This window comes from Ensifer sp. YR511, from assembly GCF_900103045.1.
Taxonomy (GTDB): domain Bacteria; phylum Pseudomonadota; class Alphaproteobacteria; order Rhizobiales; family Rhizobiaceae; genus Ensifer; species Ensifer adhaerens.
Genome location: NZ_FNGR01000002.1, coordinates 527,764 through 544,378 on the forward strand (window position 1 = coordinate 527,764; position 16,615 = coordinate 544,378).

15 protein-coding genes and 1 pseudogene are annotated in these 16,615 nt (G+C 64.6%); 12 read left to right on the forward strand and 4 right to left on the reverse strand.

Going from position 1 to position 16,615, the window contains the following annotated elements; genetic code table 11:
- Positions 1–5 precede the first annotated feature (5 nt).
- Positions 6–1,421, reverse strand: coding sequence for a metalloprotease TldD (gene tldD / locus BLU15_RS07120; RefSeq protein WP_034801178.1), 1,416 nt, complete (start codon positions 1,419–1,421; stop codon positions 6–8).
- Positions 1,422–1,557: 136 nt separating this feature from the next.
- Complete coding sequence (locus BLU15_RS07125; protein ID WP_034801172.1) at positions 1,558–2,754, reverse strand: winged helix-turn-helix domain-containing protein; 1,197 nt, start codon at positions 2,752–2,754, stop codon at positions 1,558–1,560.
- A gap of 132 nt (positions 2,755–2,886) precedes the next feature.
- Between BLU15_RS07125 and BLU15_RS07130 the strand changes: the two genes are divergently transcribed.
- From BLU15_RS07130 to BLU15_RS07150, 5 genes are read left to right on the forward strand one after another with little or no spacing between them, the layout of a single operon-like run.
- On the forward strand, positions 2,887–3,567 hold the full coding sequence (locus tag BLU15_RS07130) for an energy-coupling factor ABC transporter ATP-binding protein (protein WP_090294781.1): 681 nt from the start codon (positions 2,887–2,889) through the stop codon (positions 3,565–3,567).
- Entirely contained in the window at positions 3,561–4,166 is a 606-nt protein-coding gene (locus BLU15_RS07135) for an energy-coupling factor transporter transmembrane component T family protein (protein ID WP_090294783.1), read from the forward strand. The genes BLU15_RS07130 and BLU15_RS07135 overlap by 7 nt, the downstream gene beginning before the upstream one ends.
- A 36-nt stretch (positions 4,167–4,202) precedes the next feature.
- Positions 4,203–4,766 carry a biotin transporter BioY gene (locus BLU15_RS07140; RefSeq protein WP_060584143.1) on the forward strand — a complete coding sequence of 188 codons (564 nt, stop codon included), beginning with the start codon at positions 4,203–4,205 and terminating at the stop codon, positions 4,764–4,766.
- A 4-nt stretch (positions 4,767–4,770) separates the two neighbouring features.
- Positions 4,771–6,267 carry a class I adenylate-forming enzyme family protein gene (locus BLU15_RS07145; protein ID WP_090294784.1) on the forward strand — a complete coding sequence of 499 codons (1,497 nt, stop codon included), beginning with the start codon at positions 4,771–4,773 and terminating at the stop codon, positions 6,265–6,267.
- The gene (locus BLU15_RS07150; protein ID WP_090294786.1) at positions 6,245–7,426 is read left to right on the forward strand and encodes a thiolase family protein; all 1,182 of its coding nucleotides are present in this window, start codon (positions 6,245–6,247) and stop codon (positions 7,424–7,426) included. The genes BLU15_RS07145 and BLU15_RS07150 overlap by 23 nt, the downstream gene beginning before the upstream one ends.
- Before the next feature lie 188 nt (positions 7,427–7,614).
- On the opposite strand, the gene BLU15_RS07155 is transcribed toward BLU15_RS07150, so the two are convergent.
- Positions 7,615–8,016 carry an acyl-CoA thioesterase gene (locus BLU15_RS07155; RefSeq protein WP_034801160.1) on the reverse strand — a complete coding sequence of 134 codons (402 nt, stop codon included), beginning with the start codon at positions 8,014–8,016 and terminating at the stop codon, positions 7,615–7,617.
- A 16-nt stretch (positions 8,017–8,032) separates the two neighbouring features.
- Here BLU15_RS07155 and BLU15_RS07160 point away from each other — a divergent pair, with 16 nt between their 5' ends.
- From BLU15_RS07160 to BLU15_RS07190, 7 genes are all read left to right on the forward strand, one after another.
- Positions 8,033–9,004: a zinc-dependent alcohol dehydrogenase family protein gene (locus BLU15_RS07160; RefSeq protein ID WP_090294788.1), complete on the forward strand. Its 972-nt coding sequence runs from the start codon at positions 8,033–8,035 to the stop codon at positions 9,002–9,004.
- A 62-nt stretch (positions 9,005–9,066) separates the two neighbouring features.
- Entirely contained in the window at positions 9,067–9,996 is a 930-nt protein-coding gene (locus tag BLU15_RS07165) for a histone deacetylase family protein (protein ID WP_060516323.1), read from the forward strand.
- A gap of 2 nt (positions 9,997–9,998) precedes the next feature.
- Positions 9,999–10,250 (forward strand): exodeoxyribonuclease VII small subunit, encoded by a 252-nt coding sequence (locus BLU15_RS07170; protein ID WP_034801154.1) that lies wholly within the window; start codon positions 9,999–10,001, stop codon positions 10,248–10,250.
- A 165-nt stretch (positions 10,251–10,415) separates the two neighbouring features.
- Positions 10,416–11,339 carry a pirin family protein gene (locus BLU15_RS07175; protein ID WP_060516327.1) on the forward strand — a complete coding sequence of 308 codons (924 nt, stop codon included), beginning with the start codon at positions 10,416–10,418 and terminating at the stop codon, positions 11,337–11,339.
- Between the two features lie 246 nt (positions 11,340–11,585).
- A complete protein-coding gene (dxs, locus tag BLU15_RS07180; protein WP_176960274.1) occupies positions 11,586–13,499 on the forward strand; it encodes a 1-deoxy-D-xylulose-5-phosphate synthase in 1,914 nt (637 codons plus the stop codon).
- Between the two features lie 138 nt (positions 13,500–13,637).
- Positions 13,638–14,408, forward strand: a complete 771-nt coding sequence (locus BLU15_RS07185; RefSeq protein WP_060584131.1) for a TlyA family RNA methyltransferase — start codon at positions 13,638–13,640, stop codon at positions 14,406–14,408.
- Positions 14,405–15,655 (forward strand): class I SAM-dependent RNA methyltransferase, encoded by a 1,251-nt coding sequence (locus tag BLU15_RS07190; RefSeq protein ID WP_034801145.1) that lies wholly within the window; start codon positions 14,405–14,407, stop codon positions 15,653–15,655. The genes BLU15_RS07185 and BLU15_RS07190 overlap by 4 nt, the downstream gene beginning before the upstream one ends.
- A 126-nt stretch (positions 15,656–15,781) precedes the next feature.
- Here the strand turns inward: BLU15_RS07190 and mcpU are convergent.
- Positions 15,782–16,615: pseudogene (gene mcpU, locus BLU15_RS07195) on the reverse strand (methyl-accepting chemotaxis protein McpU); the annotation flags it as partial.

Consider the following 16,615-nt stretch of genomic DNA (forward strand, 5'->3'; position numbering starts at 1 on the left):
GGACCTTACGCCTGCGTGCCGCCGACGGTGATCTGATCCATGCGCAGATGCGGCTGGCCGACGCCGACCGGTACCCATTGGCCGGCCTTGCCGCAATTGCCGATGCCGGTGTCGAGCTTGGTGTCGTTGCCGACCATGGTGACACGCTTCATCGCGTCCGGACCGTTGCCGATCAACATCGCACCCTTCACCGGTGCGCCGATCTTGCCGTTTTCGATCAGGTAGGCCTCGGTGCAGCCGAAGACGAACTTGCCGGAGGTGATGTCCACCTGGCCGCCGCCGAAGGAGACGGCATAGATGCCCTTCTTGACCGAGGCGATGATTTCCTCCGGCGTTTTGTCGCCGGAGAGCATGTAGGTATTGGTCATGCGCGGCATCGGCACATGGGCATAGCCCTGGCGACGGCCGTTGCCGGTCGGCTGCATTCCCATCAGCCGGGCGTTCTGCCGGTCCTGCATGTAGCCGACGAGCTTGCCGTCCTCGATCAGCACGTTGTAGCCGGACGGCGTGCCCTCGTCGTCGATCGAAATCGAGCCGCGGCGGGCCTCGATGGTGCCGTCGTCGACGACCGTCACGCCCTTGGCGGCCACCTGCTGGCCCAGCAGGCCGGCAAAAGCCGAGGTCTTCTTGCGGTTGAAGTCCCCTTCCAGGCCATGGCCGACGGCTTCGTGTAGCATGACGCCCGGCCAGCCGGAGGCAAGCACCACGTCCATGGTGCCGGCGGGCGCATCGATCGCTTCGAGATTGACGAGTGCCTGGCGCAGCGCCTCGTCGGCGCCCTGCTTCCAGTTTTCCGCGGTGACGAAATCGCCGAAGCCGCGACGCCCGCCGGTGCCGAAGGAGCCGCTTTCCTGGCGATCGCCTTCGCCGGTGACGACGGAGATGTTGATGCGGGTCATCGGCCGGACGTCATGGACGCGGTGGCCATCGGCGCGAAGGATGTCGACGACCTGCCAGCTAGCGGCGATGGTCGCCGTCACCTGACGGACCTTCGGATCCTTGGCGCGCAGATAGGCGTCGATTTCCTGGAGCAGCGCGACCTTCGCCTCGAAGCTCGGTTCGCCGATCGGGTTTTCGTCGCCGTAGAGTTTCTTGTTGGTGCGCTGAGGGGCTGCGGCATAGGAACCGGCATAACCGCGCGTCACCTGCGCCACCGCATCGGAAGCACGGCGGAGCGCCGAAAGCGAAAGTTCGCCGGAATGCGCGTAGCCGACCGCTTCGCCGGCAACGGCGCGCAAGCCAAAACCCTGGTCGGTATTGAAGCTGCCGCCCTTGAGCCGGCCGTTGTCGAAGGAAAGCACCTCGGCCTGCGCATGTTCGAGGAACAGTTCGCCGTCGTCGGCACCGGCGAGCGTTTCCGAGAGAACCTTGCGGACCGTTGCCTCGTCGGCATCGAAGAGGCTCATCAGATCGGTGTTCATAGTGGCACGCTCCCGCGTCAGGAATTTCTATCGCCTCCATTTAGGAAGGCGGCGGGTTCAAGCCAAGGAAAATATCACAGGCCGCATGTTTCCGCGATCCGCACTGATCGACACAAGCATGCAGCAGCTCAAGTCGCTACAGCGACGTATTCCAGCCGTCGAGCCGTTCCACCCGCTCGACGCCGGCGAAGCGGGCAACCCGATCGAGCTCGGCATCGATGCGTTCCAGGCGCCCTGCCGAGGCGCGGACGCCCTTTTCGAGCCAGAGCTTGCGGACATCGAGGCTGCCGCGCTTGCGGTCCGCCTTCATGTCGATGCGGCCGATCAACCGGTCGCCCTCGATCAGCGGGAAGACGTAATAGCCATATTCGCGCTTGGCCTCGGGCACGAAGATCTCGATGCGATAATAGAACCCGAACAGGCGCTCGGTACGATTGCGGTCGCGCAGCAGCGGATCGAAGGGGCTCAGCACCCGCACCCGGCCCGGCGGCTCAGGGATATCGCCAAGTGCGTCCGGGAATCCAGCGAAGGCGTAGGCGACACGCGGGCGTCCACCATCGATCGCTTCGATCTGCACTTCCACGAGTTCGTCGCGATGTTCCGCCACCCAGGTCTTGGCCTCCTCGGGCGACACCAGATCCCAGAAGGCGGCAATCTCGCCATGGGTGGCAAAGCCGAGACGCTCCAGCGCACTGCGGCAAGCCCAGTCGATGAACTCCGGATGGCTGACGTCATCCTCGTTGTGGTGCGGCGGGATCACTCTTTCCGTGAGATCGTAGACCTTCTGGAAATTCTCGCGCCGCGCGATCGCCAGCTTGCCCGTGCGCCACAGCACTTCCAGCGCCGTCTTCGACGGATGCCAGTTCCACCAGCCGCCAGACTGGTGTTCGGCTTCCTTCAAGTCTCGGGCGAGCACCGGGCCGCCTTCGGCAATACGCTGATAAGTGTCGTCGCAGCCTTTTTCAAAGCCTTCGCCACGCCACGCCTTCCACCGCTCGACGATCGTCTCACCTTCCCATTTGAAGCGGTGCTTCCAATAGCGGAAGAAGCTGCTTGGAATGATCGAGGCATCGTGGGTCCAATGCTCGAAGAGGTCGCGATCGTCCTCCAGCAGCGCCGTCAGATGCTCTCGACGATAGGTCTGGTTGCGGGAAAACAGGATCTGGTGATGGGCGCGCTCCACCGTGGCGATGCTGTCTACCTGCACGAAGCCGATGTCGTGGATGAGCTTCAAGAGGCCTTCCTTGCCGAGCGCGCGGTTGGGCGCGCCTGAAAGGCCCTGCTTGGCGAGGAAGATGCGACGGGCGTCGCTGTTGGAAAGGCGAATCGTCATGACGATAACAATAGGCTTTTATTCCCATAATTCAAATGCCGCATCGGTCCGCGGACTGCATTGCCCTTGTTGTCGCACTTGGCCTATAGAGCAACCCGAAAACGGCGCGGGCCGGAGACAGCGAGGAACGGAATGGACATCCGCTTTACCGATTGCGCGGTCCGCTTCGGCGAGCGGGTGGCTTTGCACCCCTTGACGCTCACGCTCAACGAAAAACGCATCGGCATCATCGGCCTCAACGGTTCCGGCAAGACAACCTTCGCCCGGCTGATCAACGGTCTGGTGAAGCCTTCCTCCGGCGGCGTTACGGTCAACGGGCTCGATACGATCAAAGACGACCGCGCCGTGCTTTCCGAGGCCGGCTTCATCTTCCAGAACCCGCACAACCAGCTGATCATGCCGATCGTCGCCGAGGACATCGCCTTCGGGCTGAAAAACCGCGGGCTTTCGCGCGAAGAAGTCGACCGCCGCATGCAGGCAGCACTTTCGCGCTTCGGTATCGAACACCTGGCAAGGCGGCGCGTGCATGAGCTTTCGGGCGGAGAAACGCAGCTCGTCGCCATGGCGAGCGTCGTCGTTACCGATCCGAAGATCCTGATCCTCGACGAGCCGACGAACCAGCTTGACCTCAAGAACCGCCGCCGTGTCGCCGCGGCGATCGACGACCTGCCGGAGGATACGGTGGTGATCACCCATGATCTCGGGCTCGTCGAGAATGTCGAACGGCTATTGCTCTTCCACGAGGGCTGCCTTGCTTTCGACGGCAACCCGCAAGACGCGATCCGCCGCTATCACGAGATCGCCGGATGCTGACGAGCCTGCACATCGAGGGTAACAGCTTGCTCCATCGGCTTCCGGTCAGGGTGAAGCTGATGGCACTCGTGGCGTCGAGCGTCGGACTTTTTTTGAGCGCTTCGCTCGCGGTTCAGGCGATCGCCTTCATCGTGGCCGCCGCACTTTATCTCTCCGCCGGCCTCACGCCCAAGGAGGCGCTGAAGCGCGTCGGCTTCGTCTTCCTGACGATCTTCTTTCTGGCGGCCGTCAATCTCTTTTACCTGTCCGTTGCCGAGGTCGCCACGTTAACCTTGCGGCTGATGGCGCTGGTTCTGTTTGCAGCCGCCGTCACGGCGACGACGACGATCAGCGCCTTCATGGACGAGATCACCATCCTCTTGAGCCCGCTGGAACGGCTGGGCTGGCTGAAGGCGGCCGATGTCAGCCTGGCGCTCGGGCTCGTACTGCGCTTCGTCCCGGATATCTTTGCGCGCTATCAGGCAATCCGCAAAGCCCATCGCGCCCGCGGACTGCCCGTCCGGCCGTTGACGATCATAGGGCCGCTGATCATCCTGACGCTGAAAGATGCCGACACGATTGCTGCCGCGATTGACGCGCGCGGATTTCGCCGTCAATAAATTCGCGAATTCTAAAAAACAGGGAAGCGGAACTACATGAATACCAGAGATCTCGTGCTCATCGCCCTCTTCGCCGCGATCGTCGTCGTGCTCGGCTTCATTCCGCCGATCACGCTCGGCTTCATTCCGGTCCCGATCACTGCGCAATCCATGGGCGTCATGCTCGCCGGCTGCATTCTCGGCGCCAGGCGCGGCGCGCTCGCCTTCCTGCTGTTCCTGCTGCTGGTCGCCATCGGCCTGCCGGTGCTTTCGGGCGGCCGCGGCGGCCTTGCGGTCTTTGCCGGCCCGTCGGGCGGCTTCATCATCGGCTGGGTCGTTGCCACCTTCGTCACCGGCCTGATCGCCGAGCGCACCGTGCGCGAAGGCCAGGCCGAAACGCGCCAGTTCATCGGCTTCTTCCTCGCCTCCGTCCTCGGCGGCATCGTCGTGCTCTATGCGATCGGCATGCCCTGGGTTTCCGCCGTCACCGGCACCCCGCTCATGACCGTTGCAGCCGGCTCGCTCGCCTTCATTCCGGGCGACCTGCTGAAGGCTGCGATCGCGACGCTTGCCGCACGCGCGGTCTACGCCGGCTATCCGCTGTTGCCGGCCCGCGCCTGAGCCGATGCCGTTTGCCGCCGCGATCCATCGCCACGCGCAAGACCATCCGCATGCCCCGGCCTTCCAAATCGAGGGCCGGGTTTTCACTTTTGGTGACCTCGCACGCGTCGCCGGCGCACTTGCCGAACGTTTCGGAGATTTGGTTGCCGAACGCCGCAGCGTGCTCGGCGACCGCTCTCGCCTGATCGCACTGGAGACGGGCAATCATCCGCTCTTCGCCGCTGCCTGCCTTGCCGCCACCAGCAGCGGCAACTGCGTCGCGCTGATCGATCCGCATCTGCCGGAGGCGACGCGCCAGACGATGCACGATCGCTTGTCGCCCGATCTCATTGTCAGGGCCGATGGCGCCAACCTCTCGCTCCATGCGCCCGCAAGCGGCAAAACGCGAACCTTTCGCGAGACCGACGGCAACGAGCGAAAGCCGCTCGCAATCGGCGACGACACGGAACCATTCCTGATCGTCTTCACCTCGGGCACAACAGGAACGCCGAAAGCGATCATCCGCGATCGCGGTTCGTGGCGCAGGAGCTTGGCCACGGGCGAAGCCTTCTTCGGCATCGACCGCGCCACCCGCACCTTTGCGCCCGGTCCGCTCGCGCACGGGCTGACACTTTATGCGCTTGCCGAAACCCTTGTCGCCGGCGCCGAATTCATCGGGGCCGCGCATTTCGAGGCCTCCCGGGCGATGTCCATCGTCGAGGCGAAAGAGGTCAAGCGACTGGCGCTGGTGCCGACGATGCTGCGGCGGCTCTGCGCTGCAGCCGCCGGCCGGTCGCAAACATCCGTCGCCCAGATCACCGTCGCCGGCGCCAAGCTGACCGAAAACGATCGCGACAGCGCGGCACTCGCGTTTCCTCAAGCCGATATCATCGAATATTACGGCGCCTCGGAACTGGGCTTCATCAGTGTTGCTACCAACGGCGACACCGCTTCGGCCACCGCCGTCGGCCGTGCCTTCCCGGGTGTTGCGCTCAGCATTCGCGACGACAGGGGGGGCGAAATGCCAACCGGTGAGACGGGCACGATCTTCGTCGACAGCGCCCTCATATCCGACGGGTATGTCGGCACCACCGATGGTGCCGGCTTCCGTCGTCTCGGGTCGCTGGCGACGGTCGGCGATCTCGGCTTCCTCGATGAGTGCGGCACCCTGCACCTCCTCGGCCGGTCCGGCGGCATGGTGCTTTCGGGCGGCAACAACATCTACCCGCAGGAAGTGGAAGCCGCGCTGACCGCAGATCCCGGCGTGCACGCCGCTCTCGTCCTCGGGCTCGACCACCCGGATCTCGGCAGCGAACTCGTCGCCGTCATCGAGCCGGAAGGCGGTATGTTTGATCGAGAAGCGCTTGAGCGTCATCTCGCCGCCCACCTGCCGCGCTATAAGCATCCGCGCCGCATCTGGCTCTGCCTGAATATGCCGATGACGCAGTCGGGCAAGGTGGCGGCGGGCACGCTCAGACAATGGATCGCGGATGGAAACGATGCTCTCGAACTCATCGACTGACCCGGCACGCATACCTGTCATTATCGCTGCTCTGCGCACACCGATCGGCCGCGTCAACGGCACGCTTCGCGATATCGAACCGTCGCAGCTGGCGGCACCGCTGATCGCCCGTATTCTCCGCGATACCGGTGTAAAGGCGAGCGAGATCGACGACGTTCTTCTCGGCAACGCCGCCAACAGCGCCGGCAATCTCGCCCGGCTCGCCGCCCTCGAAGCCGGCCTGCCGGTCTCGACGCCGGGTGTCACCGTCGACCGCCAATGCGGTTCCGGGCTGGAGGCGATCACCCTTGCCGCACGGATGATCCAGGCGGGCGCCGGCCGTTTCTATCTGGCCGGCGGCACCGAGAGCGCCAGCCGTGCGCATATCCGCCTGAGACCGCCGCTGGAGCGCGGCGGCGAACTCGCGCCGGTCAAGCGCGCCCGCATGGCACCAGACGAGACCGGTGATCCGGATATGGGCGTCGCCGCCGAAAACGTCGCGACCGCCTGCAAGATCTCCCGTGAGCGTCAGGACGCCTTTGCGCTTCAAAGCCACCGTCGCGCGGTCGAGGCTGCCGTTGCCGGCCGCTTCGCCCGCGAAATCGTGCCGGTCGAAACGGCGGCAGGCTCTGTGTCGCGCGATGAGTGCCCTCGTGCCAATGCTTCGCTGGAGACGCTGCAACGGCTAAAGCCGGTCTTCGTCGAGGGCGGGACGGTAACGGCCGGCAATGCCTGCCCGATCAACGACGGCGCGGCGGTGGTGCTGGTGACGACCTTTGCCGAGGCCCAACGACTTGGCGTCTCCTTCGCACTCGAATTCGTCGATGCGGCGACCGCGGGCGTCGATCCCAATCTGCTCGGGCTTGGCCCGGTCCCGGCAATGCAGAAGCTGAAGGCACGGCAATCCGCGCTCGATCCGGCAAAGGTCGATTTCATCGAATTCAACGAGGCCTTCGCCTCGCAGGTGCTCGGCAGCCTCGACCAACTCGATATCGCCGCGGAAAGGGTCAATCTCGACGGCGGCGCCATCGCACTCGGCCATCCCTATGGCGCCTCGGGGGCGATCCTCACCGTCCGGCTTTTCTCGCAGATGCTGGCATCGCCGAAAGGCACGGAAGGACTGGCGATGATGGGCGTCGGCGGCGGCATGGGCATTGTCACCCTGTTTCGCGCGGTTTAGGCGGCGCAATTCCGGACGGAAAACCGCTTCGGATAGTACGCGACACTGGTCTGGTAACAAGATAGACACCCCCTCTGCCCTGCCGGGCAGAGGGGGTGGCGCCTTTTGCCTGGACGGGCCAAAAACACCATGAAAGCTGGAGCGTCGTCTATTGTGACGGCTTCGCGCTTTTCCTGGAATTGCTTTGGCTAGACCGAGTAGGCCGCCAGCCATTCGCGCGTCGCCGTCGGCAGCGGCAGCGGCGTGTGCCGCTGCGGATCGACCGCGACCCAGACGACCTCGACTTCGGCAGCAAGTTGGCCGCGTGCTTCGACCTTGACGACAAAACTGATCGAGCTGCCGCCGACCTTCGCCACGTTGACGGTAAGACGGGCCGGTTCGTCGTAGCGCAGACCACGGTGATAGACGCAGGCCGAGCGGCGCACGAGATAGCTCGGCTCGTTCACCACATGCGGACGGTGACGCCAGAGGCTGGAAAGCGCGGCCTCGGCGTGGGCATAATAGGCGGCATTGTGCATGTGGCCGTGCATGTCTATATCGCGAAACGGAATACGGATTTCCGTGACGTTCTCCAGCTCCCTGCCGTCCATGCGAGGCTCCCTGACGATGCGCTCCACCCTCGTTAGCCAGTTCGGTGATCCCCGGCAAGTGATTGCGATGGTCGATGCCGGGCGCGTGGCGCCTGCGGCGGGCGAAGTCGAGGTGGCGCTGTCGCTTGCCGCCATCAACCCGTCCGATCTCATCCCGGTGACTGGCGCCTATAGCGCCCGCACCACGCTGCCCTTCGTGCCGGGCTTCGAAGGCTTCGGCACGGTGACGCGCGTCGGCCCTGGCGTGACGTCGCTGAAACCCGGTGATCGCGTGGTGCCCATCGGTGCCAGCGGTCTCTGGCAGGAATATCTGATCCGGCCGGCCGAATGGTGTTTCGCCCTGCCCGACGACATCGGCGAGACCGATGCGGCCACCTGCTACGTCAATCCGCTGACGGCGCTGCAACTGGTCGAGGCGCTGCGCCAACATTTCGGCCCGCTCGGTGGCCGCCGTATCGGCGTCACCGCGGCAGGGTCGGCGATCGGCGGCATGCTGATGAAGCTGCTGGCCGGCGAAGGCGCGGATGCCACCGGGATCGTCCGCAGCGCGCGCAGCGCCGAGCGGCTGGCAACCGAGGTCCCCGGCCACATCGTGTTTGGCGACGAGGGCCGCGTGCCGCAGCTTCGCCTCGACGCAATCATCGACGCCGTTGGCGGTCCGTTTGCCGGCGATCTTATTCTGCGCACGCTCGAACCGGGCGGCGCCTTCATCCAGTATGGGGCGCTCAGCGGCGTTCCGGTGCCGCAGGCGGCGATCCAGGCGCGGCCGGACATCCGCTTCTCCTTCCTGTGGCTGCGGACCTGGGTGCATTCGGCCGGGCGACCCGTGATCGAAGCGGCCTTTGCCAAGAGTTTCGAAGGTTTGCGATCGGGTCTCTTTTCCAGCCGCATCGCCGAAATCTATCCGCTGAGCAAGCTCGACGCGGCGCTCGCGCATCAGGCGGATCCGAGCCGCGACGGCAAGCTGCTCATCGATCCGCGCTGTTGAAAATTGCGCCTTTCGACCGGCTCGCCATGGACCTTGCAGGGTGGGCGCACTAGGTTCCGGGCATGACCACGTTCCTCTATGAAAATCCGGTCTTTCTGGAACACGAGGTTCCGGAAGGGCATCCTGAGCGGCCGGACCGGCTGAAGGCGCTGAACCTTGCGCTCGAACATCCGAACTTCTCCGATCTCAAGCGGATCGAGGCGAAGAAGGCGAGTGAGGATCTCGTCCTGCTCGCACATCCGGAAGAGCATCTCGCTGCCGTCAGGCGCGCCATTCCGGAGGAAGGCCTCAACCATTTCGAGGCCGACACCTATGCCAGCCCCTTGAGCCTCGACGCGGCGCTAACCGGGATCGGCGGAGCGACCGCAGCGGTGGACGCCGTCTTTACCGGCGAGACCGACAACGCCTTCGTCGCGGCGCGGCCACCAGGACACCACGCCGAAAAGAACAAGGCGATGGGGTTCTGTCTTTTCAACACGGTGGCGATCGCCGCCCGCTATGCCCAGAAGGTCCACGGCGCAGAGCGGGTCGCGATCGTCGACTGGGACGTGCACCACGGCAACGGCACGCAGGACATCTTCTGGGACGACCCCTCGGTGCTCTTCTGCTCGACGCACCAGATGCCGCTCTATCCCGGCACCGGCGCCAAGGACGAGACGGGTATCAAGGGCAATGTCGTCAACGCGCCGCTGTCGCCGAACATGGGCAGTGAACATTTCCGCGAGGCGTTCCGCAGCCGCGTGCTTTCAGCACTCACCAATTTCCGGCCGGACTTCATCCTGATCTCCGCCGGCTTCGACGCGCATCACCGCGATCCGCTGGCGCAGATCAATCTCGTCGCCGAGGATTTCGACTGGGCGACCGGGCGTCTGCACGAGATCGCCGATCGCAGCGCCGGCAACCGCATGGTCAGCCTGCTCGAAGGCGGCTATGACCTTCAGGGCTTGGCCGAATCGGCCGGCCTGCACATCTTGAGACTGATGAGAGGGTAAGCATGAACACCACTACGCAACCGGACGTTTCCGCCCTCTCCTTCGAGCAGGCCGTCGAGGAACTGGAGCGGATCGTTTCGGCGCTGGAGCGCGGCGATGTCGCCCTCGACAAGTCGATCGAGATCTACGAGCGCGGCGAAGCGCTGAAGAAGCATTGCGAGGCGCTGTTGAAGGCCGCCGAGGACCGCATCGAAAAGATCCGCCTCGACCGCGCCGGCAGACCGCAGGGCGTGGAGCCGCTCGACGCCGACTGATCGTTTCATCGCAATTCCGGGCGGAAAACCGCTTCACGCTTTTCCCGGAATTGCCAAGATCGGATTGATCGTCGCGCGGAAACACTGCGTCCTTGCTTCGCCCCTACCCGCCTGATGTCATAGGCGTTAGGACTTGAAGCGACAGCAAAAACGGGAGCACGCGCCATGTCTTTCTTTCCAGGCCCCGACCCGCTCGCCGGCGACAAGCCCGCCTGCGACGCCATCGAACATCTGATCGTTCCGCGCACCAGCGATATCGGCGGGCTGCAGGTTCGTCGCGCTTTGCCGACGGCCAAGCGCCGCCTGGTCGGCCCCTTCATCTTCTTCGATCGCATGGGCCCGGCATTGCTTCGCGCCGGCGAGGCGATCGACGTGCGCCCGCACCCGCATATCGGCCTTTCGACCGTCACCTATCTCTTCGACGGCGAGATCAAGCACCGCGACAGCCTCGGCACCGAGATGGTCATCCGTCCCGGCGACGTGAACCTGATGACGGCCGGCCGCGGCATCGTGCATTCAGAGCGCTCGCCGGAGAACCAGCGCGGCCACGACCGTTCGATCTCGGGCCTGCAGACCTGGCTGGCGCTGCCCGATCACAAGGAAGAAATCGACCCGATCTTCAGCCATACCGAAGAGCGCATGCTGCCGCATATGAGCGACGACGGCATCAAGGCGCGGGTGGTGATCGGCAACTTCGAGGGCGCGAAGTCGCCGGTCTCGGTCTTCACCGACACGATCTATGTCGATCTCAACATTGCACCCGGCAAGAGCGCCCCCTTCGCGGCGCAATGGGAAGAGCGCGCGCTCTATATCCTCTCCGGCGAGGCGATCATTGCCGGTGATCATTTTGCAGACAACCAACTGCTCGTCTTCCGCGCCGGCGACGAGATCACGGTCACGGCCGGACCGCAGGGTTGTCACGTGATGCTTTTCGGGGGTGCTGCGCTCGGGTCGTCCCGCCACATCTGGTGGAATTTCGTTTCGTCTTCGAAGGAGCGCATCGAGAAAGCCAAGGAAGAGTGGCGCAGCGGACGCTTCGACATCGTGCCCGGAGACGAAGAGGAATTCGTTCCGCTGCCCGAGGGCTGACCGCGACCTAAAGTGGCACAGGATGGATGCGGAAAACCGCGCAACATTGCCTCATGGCGCTTGAATCGATTTCGATTCACAGAATCATGCGCTAGTCTCTTGGTTGACGACGCAGGAACGCCTAATTTTGCATTCAGCAACGATTGCGTCTAAAGAGCCGCTTCGACGGTACCCACCAACTATCGCGCGCCCGACCTTTGGGGCGCGCATGAGGCATGCAGCGTGACACAACTGCCAACCAATCCGATGCCGGCTACTCCCTTGCTCGACAAGGTGACCTATCCCGACGATCTGAAGAAGGTCGACGACAAGGATCTGCCGCAGCTTGCCGGAGAAGTCCGGGCAGAAATGATCGACGCAGTGTCGCGCACCGGCGGGCATCTTGGCGCGGGCCTCGGCGTCGTCGAGCTGACGATCGCCATCCACAAGGTGTTCAACACGCCGCATGACCGGCTGATCTTCGACGTCGGCCACCAGTGCTATCCGCACAAGATCCTCACCGGCCGCCGCGATCGTATCCGCACGCTCCGTCAGGAAGGCGGCCTCTCGGGCTTTACCCGCCGCGCCGAGAGCGAATACGACCCCTTCGGCGCCGCGCACTCCTCGACCTCGATTTCCGCCGGCCTCGGCATGGCGGTCGCAGCCGATCTCGACGGCAAGAACCGCAATGTCATCGCCGTCATCGGCGACGGTGCGCTTTCGGCCGGCATGGCCTATGAGGCGCTGAACAATGCCGGCGCGCTCGACGCGCGATTGATCGTCATCCTCAACGACAACGACATGTCGATCGCGCCGCCGACCGGCGCGATGAGCGCCTATCTCGCGCGCCTTGCCTCCGGCCGCACCTATATGGGCATCCGCGAAGTCGGCAAGAAACTGACCGCGTATCTCGGCAAGACCGTCGATCGCGCGATCACCCGCGCGGTCGAGCATGCCCGCGGCTACGTCACCGGCGGTACGCTCTTCGAAGAGATGGGCTTCTACCATATCGGCCCGATCGACGGGCATTCCTTCGACCATCTGCTGCCGGTGCTGCGCAACGTGCGCGACAACGCCAAGGGTCCGGTGCTGATCCATGTGGTGACGCAGAAGGGCAAGGGCTATCCGCCGGCGGAAGCTGCCGCCGACAAGTACCACGGCGTCAACAAGTTCGACGTCATCACCGGCGCCCAGGCGAAGGCGAAGCCGAACGCGCCCGCCTATACCTCTGTTTTCGCCGATGCGCTGACGCAGGAAGCCGGCTTCGACGACAAGATCGTCGCCGTCACCGCTGCCATGCCGTCCGGCACCGGGCTCGACAAGTTCGCCAAGGTCCATCCGTCGCGCTGCTTCGATGTCGGCATTGCCGAGCAGCACGCCGTAACCTTTGCCGCCGGCCTTGCCGCCGAAGGCTACAAGCCGTTCGCAGCGCTCTATTCGACCTTCCTGCAGCGCGGCTACGACCAGGTGGTCCACGACGTGGCGATCCAGGGTCTACCGGTGCGCTTCCCGATCGACCGTGCCGGTTTCGTCGGCGCCGACGGTCCGACGCATGCGGGCTCGTTCGACACGACCTATCTCGCCACCCTTCCCGGCTTCGTGGTGATGGCGGCTGCCGACGAGGCGGAACTGAAGCACATGGTGCGCACGGCTGCTGCCTATGACGCCGGCCCGATCTCGTTCCGTTATCCGCGCGGCGAAGGCGTTGGCGTCGAGATGCCGGAGCGGGGCCAGATCCTCGAGATCGGCAAGGGCCGTATCGTGAAGGAGGGCTCCAAGGTGGCGCTGCTTTCCTTCGGCACGCGCCTTGCCGACTGTCTGCTGGCCGCCGAAGACCTCGACGCCGCCGGCCTTTCGACCACGGTCGCGGATGCGCGCTTTGCCAAGCCGCTGGACCATGACCTCATCCGCGAGCTTGCCCGCAACCACGAGGTGCTGATCACCATCGAGGAAGGTGCCATCGGCGGCTTTGCCAGCCACGTGCTGCAGTTCCTCGCCGAGGACGGCCTGCTCGACGGCGGCCTCAAGGTTCGCCCGATGGTCATGCCCGACGTCTGGATGGAACAGGCCAAGCCCGAGGCGATGTATGCCGCCGCGGGCCTCGACCGCGCCGGCATCGTCTCGACCGTCTTCAAGGCACTCGGCCAAAAGCAGGATATCGGCATCGGCGCTGCCGGCTGAGGCTTCCGTGCGACTTCAAGCAAAAACCCCGGCTCGTCCCCGGGGTTTTTGCTTTTCCGGACGGAATTGCAGGAAGGGCTCGATGGCTGCGAGCACAGGGGGCTTGCCATTGCGGCGGCAAGTCGCCATGAGAAACACATGTCAGAAGATCGCCAGAACGAAGAACACAAGAACCGGGTCCGCCTCGATCAGCTGCTGCTGAACTCGGGGCTGGTCGCAAGCCGCGCGCGTGCCCGTGACGCAATCCAGCGCGGGACCGTCAAGGTCGACGGCCGCACGGTCACCAAGGCAGCGTCGATGTTTGCCGAGAGCGTGACGATCACCATCGATGACCCGGCGCAGGACTATGTCTCGCGCGCCGCGCTGAAGCTGGTCGCGGCACTCGATCATTTCGGGCTCGACCCCGCAGGCCAAAGCTGTCTCGATATCGGCGCCTCGACCGGTGGCTTTACCGAAGTGCTGTTGAAGCGCGGCGCCGAGCACGTGGTTGCGATCGATGTCGGCCATGGCCAGATCCATCCGCGCATCGAAGGTGACGAACGCGTCACCAGCATTGAGGGCCTCAATGCACGCGCGATGACCGAGGAGGACATCGACGACCGCGAAGTCACCTTCGTCGTCTCGGACGTCTCGTTCATCTCGCTCAAGCTCGCGCTGCCGCCGGCACTCGACATGGCGCTTCCCGGTTCGCACTGCATCCTGCTGGTGAAGCCTCAGTTCGAGGCGGGTCGCGACGCGATCAGCAAGGCGGGCCTGCTCAAGGATCCCGACAGTGCGCCTGATGTCGCCGCCGAACTCGAGCGCTGGCTCGTCGAGGACATGGGCTGGCAGAGCCTTGGGCTCATCCCCTCGCCTATTGCCGGCGGCGACGGCAATGTCGAATACCTGCTGGCAGGCAAGAAGCCATGACCACTGAAGCCGTCACCATCAAGCGGCTGGGCGCTCAGGGCGACGGCATTGCCGAAGGTCCTGACGGGCCGATCTATGCACCCTTCACCCTGCCCGGCGAAAGCGTCGCGCTCGCCGTCAACAAATCGCACGGCACGCTGATGTCGGTGAGAGAAGCCTCACCCGAGCGCGTCGAACCGCACTGTCGGCACTTCGGGCCGGACGGCATCAACGGCACCTGCGGCGGCTGCACGATGCAACATGCCTCCGACACGCTCTACCACGGCTTCAAGCGCGATCTGGTGATCGCCGCCCTGAAGTCGAAAGGGCTCACACCCGAGGTGGCGCCGCTCATCACCGCCGAGCCCGGCCAACGCCGCCGCGCGGTCTTCACCGCCCGCAAGACCGAGAAGGATCTGCTTCTCGGCTTCAACCAGGCGGAAAGCCACCATATCGTCGCGATCTCGGAATGTCCGATCGCGAGCCCGGGTATCGTCTCGAAGCTCGCCACCATTGCCAAAGTCGGCGCGGCCATGGCCGTCAATGCCGAGCCGTTCCGCATCACCGTGCTCGAAACGCTCTCCGGCCTCGACCTCTCGGTCGATGGCATCAAGAAGCTCGACGACCGCGAGCGCCGCCGCACGGTCGAAGCCGTGCTCGGTGAGCGCGGCATCGCCCGCGTCAGCCTCAATGGCGAGATCATTGTCGAGCCGGTGAAGCCTGTCATCGATTTCGGCGGTGTTTCCGTCTCGCCACCGCCCGGCAGCTTCACCCAGGCGACGGCGCAGGCCGAAGAGGCAATGGCGAAGCTGGTGCTCGACCATCTCGGCAAGTCCAAGCGCGTCGCCGACCTCTTTGCCGGCTGCGGCACGTTTGCGCTGCGCATCGCCCGCAAGGCGCGGGTGCATGCGGTCGAAGGCGAAGACAAGGCGCTGAAGGCGCTTGATCTGGCGGCTCGCAACACGCAGGGGCTCAAGCCCGTCACCATCGAGAAGCGTGATCTCTTCCGCCGCCCGCTCATGGCGCAGGAACTGAAGGTCTTCGACGCGGTCGTCTTCGATCCGCCACGCGCCGGCGCGGACGTGCAGTGTCACGAGATCGCCCGCTCCGGCGTCAAGAAGGTCGTCGCCGTCTCCTGCAATCCAGTGACGCTTGCGCGCGACCTCTCGATCCTCGTTGCCGCCGGGTACCGCATCACCTCGGTGACGCCGATCGACCAGTTCCTCTGGTCGGCCCATGTCGAGGCGGTGGTCACGCTGGAGAAATGAGAAGCCCGGTTTCCCGGGCCTTCGTTATCGTTCGACTTGAAGCGTCTGCCAGACTGATTCACGCTTGCGTGCTATCCTCTTGTTTTTGCACTCGTCTTAGCATGACTCGCGGACGCCGATCCGTCGTCACGCCGCGCGGCGGCGGTATCCACCCCCACCTGCGTAAGAGCCCTGCCCTTCTCCGAGGTTGAACTGGGCGAGCAGCGCATTGAGCGAGGCTGCTTCCGACGCCAGGCCATGGCTTGCCGCCGTCTGTTCCTCGACCATGGCCGCGTTCTGTTGCGTGCCCTGGTCCATGGTGTTTACGGCCGTGTTGATCTCCTGAAGACCGGTCGACTGCTCGCGCGTCGCGGTCACGATCGCGCTCACATGCTTGTTGATCTCATGAACTTCGGCAACGATCGTCTCCAGTGCCTTGCCGGTATCGCCGACCAGCGTGACACCGTTTCGAACCTGGTTTCCCGAGGTCGTGATCAGCGCCTTGATCTCCTTGGCGGCCTGTGCCGAGCGCTGGGCGAGTTCACGCACTTCCTGGGCGACGACCGCAAAACCCTTGCCGGCTTCACCGGCACGGGCCGCCTCGACGCCGGCATTCAGCGCGAGCAAGTTGGTCTGGAAGGCGATGTCGTCGATGACGCCGATGATGTTGGAGATCTCGCCCGAGGACTTCTCGATCGCATGCATCGCATCTACGGCGTTGGCAACGACTTCGCCGGACTTCTCAGCGCCGGCACGAGTACGGGCGACCAGCGCACCAACCTCTTCGGCGCGGCGAGCCGAGTCCTTGACCGTCGTGGTGATCTCCTCGAGTGCCGCGGCGGTCTCTTCGACCGAGGCTGCCTGCTGTTCTGTGCGGCGGGCGAGATCGTCGGCGGCCGAGCGGATTTCCGTCGCGCCGGCATCAATGCCGCGGGCATTGGCACCGACGGCGCAGAGCGTGTCGTGCAGCTTGGCGACCGA

Bases quoted from the DNA above. Each gene is read 5' to 3' on its own strand.
- BLU15_RS07185 (WP_060584131.1), top strand. From the start codon at position 13,638: ATGTCAGAAGATCGCCAGAACGAAGAACACAAGAACCGGGTCCGCCTC.
- BLU15_RS07170 (WP_034801154.1), top strand. From the start codon at position 9,999: ATGAACACCACTACGCAACCGGACGTTTCCGCCCTCTCCTTCGAGCAG.
- tldD (WP_034801178.1), bottom strand. From the start codon at position 1,421: ATGAACACCGATCTGATGAGCCTCTTCGATGCCGACGAGGCAACGGTC.
- BLU15_RS07150 (WP_090294786.1), top strand. From the start codon at position 6,245: ATGCTCTCGAACTCATCGACTGACCCGGCACGCATACCTGTCATTATC.
- BLU15_RS07165 (WP_060516323.1), top strand. From the start codon at position 9,067: ATGACCACGTTCCTCTATGAAAATCCGGTCTTTCTGGAACACGAGGTT.
- BLU15_RS07130 (WP_090294781.1), top strand. From the start codon at position 2,887: ATGGACATCCGCTTTACCGATTGCGCGGTCCGCTTCGGCGAGCGGGTG.
- BLU15_RS07175 (WP_060516327.1), top strand. From the start codon at position 10,416: ATGTCTTTCTTTCCAGGCCCCGACCCGCTCGCCGGCGACAAGCCCGCC.
- BLU15_RS07135 (WP_090294783.1), top strand. From the start codon at position 3,561: ATGCTGACGAGCCTGCACATCGAGGGTAACAGCTTGCTCCATCGGCTT.
- BLU15_RS07155 (WP_034801160.1), bottom strand. From the start codon at position 8,016: ATGGACGGCAGGGAGCTGGAGAACGTCACGGAAATCCGTATTCCGTTT.
- BLU15_RS07145 (WP_090294784.1), top strand. From the start codon at position 4,771: ATGCCGTTTGCCGCCGCGATCCATCGCCACGCGCAAGACCATCCGCAT.
- BLU15_RS07125 (WP_034801172.1), bottom strand. From the start codon at position 2,754: ATGACGATTCGCCTTTCCAACAGCGACGCCCGTCGCATCTTCCTCGCC.
- BLU15_RS07160 (WP_090294788.1), top strand. From the start codon at position 8,033: ATGCGCTCCACCCTCGTTAGCCAGTTCGGTGATCCCCGGCAAGTGATT.
- BLU15_RS07190 (WP_034801145.1), top strand. From the start codon at position 14,405: ATGACCACTGAAGCCGTCACCATCAAGCGGCTGGGCGCTCAGGGCGAC.
- BLU15_RS07140 (WP_060584143.1), top strand. From the start codon at position 4,203: ATGAATACCAGAGATCTCGTGCTCATCGCCCTCTTCGCCGCGATCGTC.
- dxs (WP_176960274.1), top strand. From the start codon at position 11,586: ATGCCGGCTACTCCCTTGCTCGACAAGGTGACCTATCCCGACGATCTG.